Annotated in this window: 11 protein-coding genes; 3 read left to right on the top strand and 8 right to left on the bottom strand. The window is 59.4% G+C overall.

Annotated features, from left to right (window positions below; genetic code table 11):
• Positions 1-74: 74 nt before the first annotated feature.
• The 7 genes from DW892_RS01225 to DW892_RS01195 form a co-directional block, all read right to left on the bottom strand.
• Entirely contained in the window at positions 75-842 is a 768-nt protein-coding gene (locus DW892_RS01225) for a mechanosensitive ion channel family protein (RefSeq protein WP_117765100.1), read from the bottom strand.
• Between the two features lie 332 nt (positions 843-1174).
• Positions 1175-1969, bottom strand: a complete 795-nt coding sequence (locus tag DW892_RS01220) for an ABC transporter ATP-binding protein (protein WP_022093887.1) — start codon at positions 1967-1969, stop codon at positions 1175-1177.
• On the bottom strand, positions 1962-2885 hold the full coding sequence (locus DW892_RS01215) for an ABC transporter permease (protein WP_117765098.1): 924 nt from the start codon (positions 2883-2885) through the stop codon (positions 1962-1964). Before DW892_RS01215 ends, DW892_RS01220 begins: the two co-directional genes overlap by 8 nt.
• A 204-nt stretch (positions 2886-3089) precedes the next feature.
• A complete protein-coding gene (locus DW892_RS01210; RefSeq protein WP_117765096.1) occupies positions 3090-4070 on the bottom strand; it encodes an ABC transporter substrate-binding protein in 981 nt (326 codons plus the stop codon).
• A 160-nt stretch (positions 4071-4230) separates the two neighbouring features.
• Positions 4231-5016 (bottom strand): hypothetical protein, encoded by a 786-nt coding sequence (locus tag DW892_RS01205; RefSeq protein WP_117765094.1) that lies wholly within the window; start codon positions 5014-5016, stop codon positions 4231-4233.
• Between the two features lie 249 nt (positions 5017-5265).
• Positions 5266-6669, bottom strand: coding sequence for an asparagine--tRNA ligase (gene asnS, locus DW892_RS01200; protein WP_117765221.1), 1404 nt, complete (start codon positions 6667-6669; stop codon positions 5266-5268).
• A 180-nt stretch (positions 6670-6849) separates the two neighbouring features.
• The gene (locus tag DW892_RS01195; RefSeq protein WP_233544295.1) at positions 6850-7413 is read right to left on the bottom strand and encodes a PTS glucose transporter subunit IIA; all 564 of its coding nucleotides are present in this window, start codon (positions 7411-7413) and stop codon (positions 6850-6852) included.
• 243 nt (positions 7414-7656) lie between these two features.
• Here DW892_RS01195 and DW892_RS01190 point away from each other — a divergent pair, with 243 nt between their 5' ends.
• Positions 7657-8556, top strand: coding sequence for an alpha/beta hydrolase (locus DW892_RS01190; protein WP_117765092.1), 900 nt, complete (start codon positions 7657-7659; stop codon positions 8554-8556).
• 440 nt (positions 8557-8996) lie between these two features.
• On the opposite strand, the gene DW892_RS01185 is transcribed toward DW892_RS01190, so the two are convergent.
• Positions 8997-9626: a GntR family transcriptional regulator gene (locus DW892_RS01185; RefSeq protein WP_233546742.1), complete on the bottom strand. Its 630-nt coding sequence runs from the start codon at positions 9624-9626 to the stop codon at positions 8997-8999.
• Positions 9627-9901: 275 nt separating this feature from the next.
• On the opposite strand from DW892_RS01185, the gene DW892_RS01180 reads away from it, so the two are divergent.
• Positions 9902-10678: a dimethylarginine dimethylaminohydrolase family protein gene (locus DW892_RS01180; protein ID WP_117765090.1), complete on the top strand. Its 777-nt coding sequence runs from the start codon at positions 9902-9904 to the stop codon at positions 10676-10678.
• Positions 10679-10787: 109 nt separating this feature from the next.
• Positions 10788-12251 (top strand): basic amino acid/polyamine antiporter, encoded by a 1464-nt coding sequence (locus DW892_RS01175; protein ID WP_117765088.1) that lies wholly within the window; start codon positions 10788-10790, stop codon positions 12249-12251.
• The last annotated feature ends 309 nt before the right edge of the window (positions 12252-12560 follow it).

The raw sequence follows: 12560 nt of genomic DNA, 5'->3' as shown, positions 1-12560 counted from the left end.
TTTAAACAACGATATGAACCATGGTACCACGATGCGAAACCACCACAAAGGTGCCTGTCCCCTTTGCGGTGGTTTTAGGCGATGGTGGGGGCGATGGCGCGGATGCAGGCGTCGGCTGCCGTGAAGGTGGTGCTATCGTCGCTGACGATAAAGATGATTTTGCCCTTGACGCCAAAGTCGCCGATCTCGCTAAAGAGCACGTACGGCTCCTTGTCAAAGCCAGAGATGGGAAGCACCGCGGCCTTGGTGGCGTCGGTAAGCTCATCTGCCAGCGCGTCCAACGAGGCCCACTTGGACGTGTCCTTTACGGCAACGGGGACGGCCACGCGTCCAAAGGGCATGAGGTGGACGAGCGTGTTCTTGGAGATGTTTGAATTGGGGACGATGATGGTCTGCCCGCAGGCATCTTCGATGGTCGTATGGCGCCAGGTGATATCTTGGACCACGCCCGACACGCCGCCGACTTCGATATTGTCGCCGGGCTTGATGATGCCCATAAACGTAACCTGCATACCGCCGATAAGGTTTGAAAGCGTGTCCTGAAAGCCGAGTGAGATGGCGATGCCGCCGACGCCAAGAGCGGCGACGAGGGCGTTTGCATTAATGCCAAAGCAGTTGTCGAGGATAAAGCTGCCGCCGATCGTCCATATGACGGCGCGCGCGATGTTGATGAAGATGCTTGATGAAGGGAGTGGGTTGTCGTCGCGGCTAAGCAGGTGGTGCAGGGTCTTGGACGCGACCTTGGCGGCAACGGCGGTGCCGATAGCCAAGATACCTGCCCAGATGATGTTGTGGACCCATCGTTGTGCAAAGAAATGAAGAATTGGCTCAAACAATTCCATGTAGGGAAACCTCCTCATGATCGTTCAACCATGATACCCACCAAGAAGCCCGTCCGATCACATCGGACAGGCCGACAACTTGAGAAGGGTGGTCGCAGCGGCGCGGGCTGGGGCACCGGTGAGCGCACCGGCGAGATGCGCGGCGGTCAAGGCAAGACGGGAAGGAGTCTTCTCATGGTAGTTTCCTTAGTTCTTAACCAGTGGTTTCTGCTGCCGCTGGATTATCGACATAATATGCGAAAACCGCCGCAAAGGTGTCTGACCCTTTGCGGCGGTTTTGACGTTTGCCCAGATAAAACCTGCCAAAATAAACCTGTCCCTTTTTGGTAGGTTTAGCTCAGCAGCATGCGGTCGTTGGCGAGCTCGCCGCCCGAGACCTCCTCAAACTTCTGCAGCAGGTCGGCCACGGTGAGCGACTTCTTCTCGTCGCCGGCCACGTCGTAGATCACATGGCCCTCGTGCATCATGATCAGACGGTTGCCCAGACGGATGGCGTCGTTCATGTTGTGCGTGACCATGAGCGTGGTCAGGTGGTTCTCGTCGACGATCTCCTCGGTCAGATTGAGCACCTTCGATGCCGTCTTGGGGTCGAGGGCCGCGGTGTGCTCGTCGAGCAGCAGCAGGCGCGGCTTGGTGAGCGTGGCCATGAGCAGGGTGAGTGCCTGGCGCTGGCCGCCCGAGAGCAGACCGACCTTAGCGTTGAGACGCGTGTCCAGACCAAGGTCCAGGCGCTTGAGCAACTCAACGTATTCGTCCTTCTCGGCCTTGGTGACGCCCCACGAAAGACCGCGACGCTGGCCGCGGCGCTTGGCGAGGGCCAGGTTCTCAGCGATCTGCATGTCGGCAGCGGTACCGCGCATAGGGTCCTGGAACACGCGGCCCAGGTACTTGGCGCGCTGCGACTCGCTCAGGCGCGAGATGTCGGTGCCGTCGAGCTCGATAACGCCCGAATCGAGCGGATATACGCCGGCAATCATGTTGAGCAGCGTGGATTTGCCGGCGCCGTTGCCGCCGATCACAGTTACAAAGTCGCCGTCGTTGAGGGTAAGGTCGACGCCGGTGAGCGCGCGCTTCTCGGTGACGGTGCCCTTGTTAAAGGTCTTCTTGACGTGCGAGAGCTTAAGCATCTGCCTCATCTCCCCTCGTGTAGGAGCTGCGGAGCTTGTAACGCTCCCAAACCACGGGCACGCACAGGGCCACGGCGACAATCACAGCGGAGAGCAGCTTCATGTCGTTGGCGTCCATGCCCAGCTGCAGCACGATGGCGCGGATGAGGAAGTAGACCACGGAGCCAAAGACGGCGGAGGCCAGGCGGACGCTAAACTGCGTGAGACCGCCGGGCAGCAGGCGGCCGAGCACCTCGCCGATAACAATGGCGGCAAGACCGATAACGATGGCACCGGTGCCCATACCAATGTCGGCGTACTTCTGGCTCTGGCAGATGAGCGCGCCCGAAAGGCCGATGAGGGCGTTGGAGAGCACCAGCGCGATCATCTTGGTGGAGTTGGTGTTGACGCCCAGGGCGCGGATCATGTACTCGTTGTTGCCGGTGGCGCGCAGTGCCGAGCCGATCTCGGTGCCAAAGAACCAATACAGGATGGCGACGATAGCCACAGCGAGCAAGATGCCCAGGATGATGGCGACGGTGGACTGCGGCAGGCCCGTCATGTTGCTAACAGACGAGAAGATGGTGCCCTTGGCGAGGATGGGCGTGTTGGACTTGCCCATGATGCGCAGGTTGACGGACCACAGACTGATCTGGGTGAGGATTCCGGCGAGGATCGCGGGAATCTCGAAGACGGTGGTCAGAATGCCCGTGACGGCGCCCGCGATGGCGCCGGCGCACATGCCGGCCAGTACGGCGAGCAGCGGGTCGACGTTGTTATTGACGATGAGTACGGCGCAGACGCAGCCGCCGAGGGCAAAGCTGCCGTCGCAGGTCATATCGGGGATGTCGAGCAGGCGGAACGTGATAAACACGCCAAGCACCATAATGCCCCAGAGGACGCCCTGCGAAACGGCGCCCTGCAATGCAATGAGCATGCTTCATACCTCCTAGGATAGGGTAGACACGTGAGTCACCATGATAGCGGTAACAATGCATGAAAGAGCTGCGGCCGGATGTTTTGTCTCATCCGTAACAAGCAGGGCGAACGCCGGTCTTTGGCGTTCGCCCCTGTGGCTCAGATATTGAATAACACGGCAACGGCGCGAGTATGGGCCCTAGGCACATCGCCGCGCATACCGCTACTCGTCCAGAGCGGAGAGGTCGATGCCCAGAGCCTCGGCCATCTCGTCGTTCTTGACGACGACCAGGTCCTTGCTCGAGAGGTGCTTGATCGGCATATCCTCGGGCTTGGCCTCGCCCTTCAGGATCTTGACGGCCATCTCGCCCGCGGCGTAGCCCAGATCCTCGTAGTTGATGGAGAGGGTGAACAGGCCGCCGGCCATGCACATACCCTCCTCGCCGGTCACGAAGGGGAGCTTATTCTCCTTGCAGATCTGGCCGACCTGCGAAGCGCCCGCGGCGATGGTGTTGTCGGTGGGGGAGTAGAGCGCGTCGACCTTGCCCACGGCGGACTCGACGACGGACTGGATCTCGTTGGAGCTCGAGACGGTGAAGTCGGTGTACTCCAGGCCCAGCTTGCCGAGTTCCTTCTTGGCGGCCTTGATTTGGACGTCGGAGTTGGACTCGGCAGTGCAGTAGAGCAGACCGACCTTCTTTACGTCGGGCAGGACCTTCTGCATCATCTCGAGCTGCTCGGCGACCGGGGTGAGGTCGGAGGCGCCAGTGACGTTGGTGCCGGGTTTGTCGTTGTCCTGGACCAGGCCGGAGGCGGCGTAGTCGGTGATGGCGCAGCCCACGATGGGGATATCGGCCGTGGCGCCGGCGGCGGCCTGCGCGGCAGGCGTGGCGATGGCGTAGATCAGGTCGACGTTGTCGCCCACAAACTTGTCGGCGATGGACTTACACGTGGACTGGTCGTTCTGGGCGTTCTTCTGGTCGATCTTGACCTTAAGGCCGCTCTTCTTGATGGCCTTGACAAAGCCGTCATTGGCGGCGTCGAGTGCGGAGTGCTCGGTGAGCTGCAGAACGCCGATGGTGTAGTCGGAACCGGCGGCTGCGGAGCCGGAACCAGAGTTGCCGCCGCATCCGGCAAGCGGGGCCAGTGCGAGCAGACCGGCGGAGACCAGAAGGCTCCTGCGGCTGATGGTGATGTCCTTCATATCGTTACCCCCAGTATAGAAATAGCTGGAAACACTGCACTCAAACAAAGTGCAAGTGGAACTATAGTAGCGCGGATGTCCATTTTTACAATAACCTGGCGGGTTTTTTAATACAGAATCGGATGGGCGGTACGGGTAGTCGAATGGGCGGCGAAGGGTCCTATGCGGCTGACGAGGTGTCGTCCTCGTCCAGGGCGGCGAAGAGCTTCTTGCCGTCGAGGAGACGCGTGGTGACGTTTCTCATGCGGCCAATCTCTACGGTACGCAGCGTGTCATCGGCGCCTCGGGCGTCATAGACCGTTCCCAGCAAATACGAGATGCCGTCTCGTTGCTTGATGGCAAAGGGCCGGAGCGTCATCCGCGCTACTTCGGTTTCGCCACGTGCCGTGACGCTCGAAATATCAAAACTCACCGTGGTTCCGTGGTCGATGGCCTGCTCGATGAGCTCGCAGGTGTCGATGCGCTTGACGGGCGTGCGCGGGGCCTTGGTGGATTTGCTGCCCGCGCTTGGAGCGGGCTCGGGTGCATCGAGGTAGCCGCGAACGTCGGCACTCGCCATGGCGACCAAGTGCTGCGCCATGCTTTTTCGGATGGCGATGGGCGTAGAACGGTTGCGCATGACCATGCCGTGGAGGCGGATGACCTCTTCGTCGGTGAGTGGACGGGTCAAGAGTCGATACCCCACGCCGCGCTTGTACTCAATTTCGTATCCGGCATGGCGAAGTGCGGAGATGGCGGTGTAGATGCTGCGCCGCGCCGCCGAGATGGGCATGCGGGCGGGGTCGTCGGGATGGGCGAGGCGCCTGATCAACTCATCGGAAAGCATGGCCTTGTCCTCGCCGGTGTTTTCGCTTAATAGTTGCAAGATACGAACGGCGCGATAGGCTGCCATCGAGGCGGCGCCCCTCGTCGTGGTCTCGTAAGTTTCAACAGCGGTTTCGGTCATGGCATCTACGTCCTTTCCGTTTTGGGTGGCGACGGTATGGAGCCTAGGGCGCGGGGCTTTCCCAGGGGTGCAGGACGCTCCGGGCGGTCGGTAGTCGTCGGCAAGCGGCGGGTCGAGTTTTCAACAGCCCTGCTCAACTGACCAAAATCTTGCCAAAAGCTTGACGGATACTGTTGAAAAAAGCGCCCCTCGGCTTGCCGAGAGGCGCTGGCATGATGCGCTGGAACGCGTTTGGTGGCGCTGTGGCGATTAGAAGTCGGCGTTGCCCACGGTGCGCGGGTGCGGCAGGACGTCGCGGATGTTGCCCACGCCGGTCAGATACATGACCAAGCGCTCGAAGCCCAAGCCGTAGCCGGCGTGCTTGCAGGAACCGTAGCGGCGCAGGTCAAGGTAGTACTTGTACTGCTCGGGATTCATGCCCAGGTCCTTGATGCGGGCCTCGAGCAGATCCAGGCGCTCCTCGCGCTGGGAGCCGCCGATAATCTCGCCGATACCGGGAACCAGGCAGTCGGCGGCGGCGACGGTCTTGCCGTCCTCGTTCATGCGCATGTAGAACGCCTTGATCTCGGCCGGGTAGTCGGTTACGAAGGTCGGTCGCTTAAAGTGCTCCTCGGTCAGGAAACGCTCGTGCTCGGTCTGCAGGTCGATGCCCCAGCTGACGGGGTAATCAAACTGGTGGCCAGCAGCGACTGCCTGCTCCAGGATTTCGACAGCCTCGGTGTAGGTAACGCGGGCAAAGTCGGAGTTTGCCACATGGTCCAGGCGCTCGATCAGGCCCTTGTCCACAAACTTGTTGAGCATATTGAGCTCGTCGGGGCAGGTGGCCATAACGTCCTTAAGGACGTACTTGAGCATGGCCTCGGCGTTATCCATGTAGTCGTTCAGATCGGCAAAGGCCATCTCGGGCTCGATCATCCAAAACTCGGCGGCGTGGCGCGTGGTGTTGGAGTTTTCGGCGCGGAAGGTGGGGCCAAAGGTATACACGTCGCCAAAGGCCATGGCAAAGTTCTCGGCATTGAGCTGGCCGGACACGGTGAGGCTCGCATGCTTGCCAAAGAAGTCCTGGCTCCAGTCGACCTCGCCGGACTCGGTGAGGGGCGGATTTTTGGGGTCGAGCGTGGTCACGCGGAACATCTCGCCGGCGCCCTCGCAGTCACTCGTGGTGATGATGGGGGTGTTGACGTAGACAAAGCCCTGCTCCTGGAAGAAGCGGTGGATGGCTGCAGCCGCGACAGAGCGGATGCGGAACACGGCGCGGAACAGGTTGGTGCGCGGGCGCAGGTGCTGCTGGGTGCGCAGGAACTCGACGGTCGCGCGCTTCTTCTGCAGCGGGTAATCCGGGGCGCTGACGCCCTCGACCTCGATGGAAGTGGCAGAAAGCTCGAAAGGCTGGGGCGCATCGGGCGTCAGCTTGACGGTGCCGGTGCAAATGAGTGCGGCCGAGACGTTCTGATGGGCGATCTCGTCGTAGTTGTCGAGCGCCTCGCGGTTCATGACGACCTGCAGGTCGCGGAAGCAGCTGCCGTCGTTGAGCGTAACAAAGCCAAAGTTCTTCATGTCGCGGACGGACTTGACCCAGCCGGCAACGGTGACGGTCTGGCCACCGAGCGACTCGGCGTGCGTATAGAGCTGCGCGATTTTGGTGCGGTTCACGTATCCTCCCATAACGGTTGAATGATAGTTATCCATACAGTTCGATATTCTAGCAGCTCGGCTCATTTGGGCTATACAGACAAGGCATTGACGGGATGGTTTTCAAACGAAAAGCGCCCACGACCAAATGGTCGCGGGCGCTTTTCGTGGTGTCTTTTGGCTGTGTAGCGCGGGACCTGGCTACTTGGTCTTGGCCACCAGCAGCGGGTCGCCCAGCTTGACAAGCGGGTTGCCGCCGATAAGCGTTCCGGACTCGCCGACATGGTCGATGCTCTTAAGGCGATCGAGCTCGGAGACGATGACGGTCACGATATCCTCGTGACCAGCGGCCTTAATGGCGTCGCGGTCGAAGCTGATGAGCGGCTGGCCCGCCTTGACCACATCGCCCATCTCGACAAAGCGGGCAAAACCCTTGCCATTCATTTCCACGGTGCCCAGGCCGACATGGATGAACACGCGAAGACCGTCCTCGGTGATCATGCCGATGGAGTGGTTGGTGACGGTGGTGGCGCCGATGCGGCCGTTGGCGGGCGCATAGATGGTGCCGGTAATGGGCTCGATGCCATAGCCCTGGCCAAGCATGCCCGAGGCGATGGTCTCGTCGGGAACTTCGTCCAGGTTGACGAGCACGCCGTTGACGGGGGCGTAGATGACGCCTTCGCGGGTGGCGAAGCTTGCTGCGGGCGGAATGGACGCCTCGCCGGTCGAGGTGAAGGTGGACTTAAGCGAATCGAGCAGACCCATAGTTGCCTCCAACTTAAATAGGCGCATATCGCGCGTTTGGTTTGCCGGAAACGTTTCATATGTGTTTCGCGGCTTGGTCAACGCCCCTATTCTACGCTGCTCAACGATGGTCCTGAGCTGGGATTATGTGATATATCAGTTGAAGGTGAACTTATTGCGGGAGTGTTTCTGCGCCCTGGGCCCAACTGGGGTACGCTTGAGAGCGGAAAAATAGTGCGCACGAATTGCGCGAAGGGAGCACATATGATTGTCGAGAATCACGCACTGTGGGGCGAGGAGCCGACCGAGGAATATCCGGCGACGTTTACGTATTTGGGTGCCGAGCCGCTGCCCGACAAGCCCAATGGCCGCCGCCCCGCGGTGATCATCTGCGGCGGAGGCGGGTTTACGCATATCGCTCCGCATGAGCAGGACCCGGTAGCGTTTGCATTTTTGGACCGCGGCTACCAGACCTTTGTGCTCAGCTATGTGACGAGCGCCACGGGCGACGTGAGTTTTCCGCACCCGCAGGCAGACCTTGCCAAGATGGTTGCTACCGTGCGCGCCAACGCCGACGAGTGGCATGTCGATCCCAAGCGCGTGTGCATCGTGGGCTTCTCGGCGGGCGGCATGATTTGCGCTTCGCTGGCAACGCAGTGGAAGACTGGTCCCTTCGCGGGCCTGGCAGGGGCTCGTCCGGAGGATATTCGTCCCGACGCCGTGGTGCTGGGCTATCCGTTGCTCGACCTTGCCTATGTGCGTGATATGCAGACGCGCGACCCGCGCATCGACCTGCGCGTGCCCAAGACGGGTGGCAAGACGGGGCGCGATTTGCTTAACGACTATCTGTCGATGGTGACGGGCGGCGAGGCGACCGACGAGCACCTGGCCGACATCTGCCCCACCACGCATGTTTCGCGTCAGATGCCCCCGACCTTTGTGTGGGGCGTGTCCGACGACAAGACGGCGCCGATCGCGCAGGTTTACCCGTTTGCGCAGCGCATGGCCGAGGAGGGTGTTGCATGCGAAATGCACGTCTTTGACCAGGGCGGTCACGGCCTTTCGCTCGGCAACGCCAACACCGCGGTCGACAATGAGGACAAGCAAGTGGCCGTCCGCCCCTGGATTCGCCTAGCTTTCCGCTTTTTGGAACGCCATCTGTAAGAGGACGGACATCCCCTCAATAACTTGCGGTGAAATAGTTCCTATTTAAGCCCTCAACCAGCCCAAGCAGGGACTATTCCACCGCAACTTTGTTTTTGATGCCCCGCCCGGAAACTGCGTCCCGGTTTGGGCGTGGATTCCGGGATGCAGTTTCCCGTAGGGCCTCGACTGGGAAAGCGCGTCCCGTTTCGGGCAGGGATTCCGGGATGCATTTTCCGCAAGAGGCCTGTTTGGGAAACCATATCCCGTTTCGAGCCAGAATTCTGGGACGCAATTTCCCCGAGAGGCCCCATCGGGAAACGGTATCCCGGAATTCGCCCGGATGGTGGGATGCGCTTTCCAGAAGGGCGTCGCTGATCCCTCGGGGACGGAGGAAAATGGATCAGTTTGGGCGGTGCTGGCGTCAAGGTTTAAGACCGATGTCGTCCCCTGTTGCTTTCCTACCAAACGGTGAACTGGGCGTTCTCCGTGTTCCAATGGACATCGCGAACGTAGTCTCGCACGGCCGCCGCATCCCGCGCTTCGAACAGCTCAAGAATGTGGGCATGCTCGGCATTGGCTATACCCAGCAGTTTGCACGCCGTCTCCTGATCGACGGTCTCGTAATCGCGTTTGATAAAGCAACGCTCGAGTTGCGAAATCATGTCGCGCAGACGGTCGTTGCCGCAGCGGTTGAAGTACGTAAGGTGAAAGTCCCGCTGAATGTCGTCGTACTTTCGGATAAGACCGCCTTGGATCGCGAGGTCCATGGATCCAACCAAGAACTTTAGCTGCATGATGTCCTCTTCGGTCAGGAGGGGGCAGGCAAGGTATGCCGCCTGCCCGTCGAGCGGCCCCATAATCTCAAAGACTTCAACGGCGTTTTGCTGATCGAACCCACGGACGCGGAATCCGCGGCGGGGGAGGTTGTCCAGATAGCCGTCGCTTGCCAGCTGGATGAGCGCCTCGCGAACCGGCGTGCGCGACACGCCCATGGCATCGCAGATCGCTTGCTCGCTCACACGGTCGCCGGCCGAAAGCTCGCCGGCGTCTATGCGACTCGAAATATAGTCGTATACATGATCCTTCAAGGGTCTTCTGAGTGTTTCCATGAGCTTATATACCTTAACTGTATATTTTCAAATTTAAATACGTTTGGTTTGAATAGGCTAATTTGATTATAGAACGACCAGCTAAATCACGCTACCTGACCCTAGGAAGCAAAAATACGTTCACCGAAAAATATCTACCGTTCAGGATTGTATACAATATACAAAACAGCAAAGACACCCTAAGATAAAGCCATCGGAAGGAAGGCGGACGCAAGGAAGTCCGCTCAGTACTATGAGATCCAAGGAGGATCATCATGACCAAGTTCAGCCACGTCATCATCCGTCGTCCCGGCAAGTCCCTGAGCAATGGCATCGCGAGCGCTCCCGAGCTTGGCCAGCCCATCTACGAGCGCGCTATCGAGGAGCATTACGATTACGAGCACGCACTCGAGCAGTGCGGCGTTGACGTGTCGGTGCTGCCGGCTCTCGAGCAGTATCCCGACAGCTGCTTCGTCGAAGATCCGGCCGTTATCACTCGCTGCGGCGCCATCATTACCAACCCCGGTGCCGATAGCCGCAACGGCGAGAAGGATGAGATCGAGCCGGCCGTCCGCCGCTTCTTTGACGACGAGCATGTTAAGCACATCGTTTCTCCGGGCACGCTCGACGGCGGCGACGTCATGATGGTCGGCGACCATTTCTACGTCGGTCGCTCCGCTCGCACCAACGAAGAGGGCATCCGCCAGTTCTGCGAGATTCTCGAGGGCTGGGGCCTCGAGGGTTCCGAGGTTCCGCTGGAGGAGGTCCTGCACCTCAAGACGGGCGTCAACTATATCGAGGACAACAACATGCTCGTCTCTGGTGAGTTCATCGATAAGCCCGACTTTGCCCAGTACAACAAGATCGTCGTGCCCGAGGACGAGGCTTACGGCGCCAACTGCATCTGGGTCAACGGTACGGTCATCGTTGCCGAGGGCTATCCGACCGTGCTCAAGGCCGTGCAGGATCTGGGCTACAAGACGCTCGTCGTCGACACCTCCGAGTATCGCAAGGTCGACGGCGGCCTTTCTTGCCTGTCGCTGCGCTTCTAACGCGATAGCTGTAACAGTCTGATGATCGCTTGACCGATGGCCCGGCACCCGATTCGGGACGTCCGGGCCATCTTTCGTTCGATCACATGATGAAGGGGGTGCACATACAATGGCCTCTAAAGCTCAAAATGAAGAGATTATCGACCCTAATGGCCTCGATCTCTTTCGTCTGACCATGATGGTCATCACTGCGAGCATTTGCGGCGGCATCTTTTCTCTTGCCGGCGATATGGCGGCAGGCGGAGCCAATACCGGCGCGGTTATCGTTTCGTGGGGAATTTGCTTCATTGGCGTCTTTGCGCTGATGATGGTATTCAACGGTTTATCTCAGGCTCGTCCAGACCTGACTGGCGGCATCTATGCATACGCTGCGGCCGGTTTTGGCGATTACGTTGGATTCAACTCCGCTTGGGGCTACTGGATCAGCGCATGTCTTTCCAATGTGAGCTTTGCGCTCTTGCTGTTTAGCGCGCTGGGCTATTTCTTCCCTGCGTTCGGTACGGGCAACAATATGCTTTCCATCGTCTGCGCCAGCGTGTTTTTGTGGTTCCTAACCGCTCTCGTGCTTCGCGGCGTTAAGGAAGCTGCCGGCATCAACACGATCGTCACCTTGGCGAAGCTGGTGCCGCTGGGGCTTTTTGTGCTGAGCATTGTGCTCCTGGGTAAGTTCAACGTCGATATCTTTATGGACAACTTCTGGGGAGAGCCGGCTGGCCCCGGTTTTGGTGAGCAGGTTGTCTCGACCATGATTGCCCTTGTCTGGGTCTTTACGGGTATCGAAGGCGCTGTCGTCATTTCGGGCCGTGCAAAGTATGTGCGCGACGTCGGTCGTTCGACGGCGCTTGGATTTGCAGCCGTGTTTACGCTGTATCTGATTATCTCGATGCTGTCGCTCGGCATTATGCCGCGCGAGGAGATGGCACAACTTGCAACGCCCTCCATGGCGGGAATTCTTGAGTGCGCAATCGGTCCGGTTGGTGCAGCCATCGTAAACCTTGGCGTTATTCTCTCGCTGGTCGGTGCGATGCTGGGCTATGTCATCATTGCATCCGAGACGCCGTTTGAGGCGGCGCGTCAGGGCTCCTTCCCGCTGGCGTTTGCTAAGACGAACAAGCACGATGCCCCGGTGGTAACGGTTCTCGTAAGCTCCGGCATCACGCAGCTCTTCTTGATTGTTTCGTATGTGGCGGCGAGCACCTACCAGTTCTTCTATAGCTGCGCGGTCAACACGATTTTAGTTCCGTATGTCTGTTCGGCTGCCTATTACATGGTGATCGGCTGGAAGAACGAGCATCTGGACGGGCCGCATGCGCCAAGCGTTGGCAAGGCACGCTTCTTCGGTACGCTCGGTTTTATCTACACGTTGTTCCTTGTGTGGTCGACGGGTCTTCAGGGCGTCATGATCACGACGATCCTTTTTGCCCCAGCCATCCCCGTCTATATTCTGGGCGAGCGCGGCCGCGGCAAGCAGGTGCTTCCGCATCTGCACGACAAGCTGATCGCAGCGGTGGTCATTGTCGTGGCAGTTATCTCGCTGTATCTGCACTTTGCCGGCATTGCGCCGATTGTCTAAGGCTACGGCGAGCTTCGTTGCTTGGTAAGCCAGCGGGCATCGCGCATCGGTGCTGCTCGGCATTCCATAACTGATGTGGGTCTCTGTAACGTGCCTTTTTGAACGCCCGCCAAGCCCGCGCAGGTGACATTTGTTGCCAGCGCGGGCTTTTGCAGTTGCGGTGAAATAGTTCCTGTTTTTGCTGGTTAAAGCATCAAACAGGAACTATTCCACCGCAACTTCGTTTTGATTCGCTGGGGGACGGAGGAAGCGACGATCCGGAATCCACCTGCACGGTCGTCGCTCCGCATCCCGTCCGTTGGCGCAAAT

Origin of the sequence: Collinsella sp. AM40-7AC (genome assembly GCF_003468125.1) — a bacterium.
GTDB classification, from domain to species: domain Bacteria; phylum Actinomycetota; class Coriobacteriia; order Coriobacteriales; family Coriobacteriaceae; genus Collinsella; species Collinsella aerofaciens_O.
The sequence above is the reverse complement of the archived record's forward strand: the minus strand, read 5'-3'. Positions and strand labels throughout refer to the sequence as shown.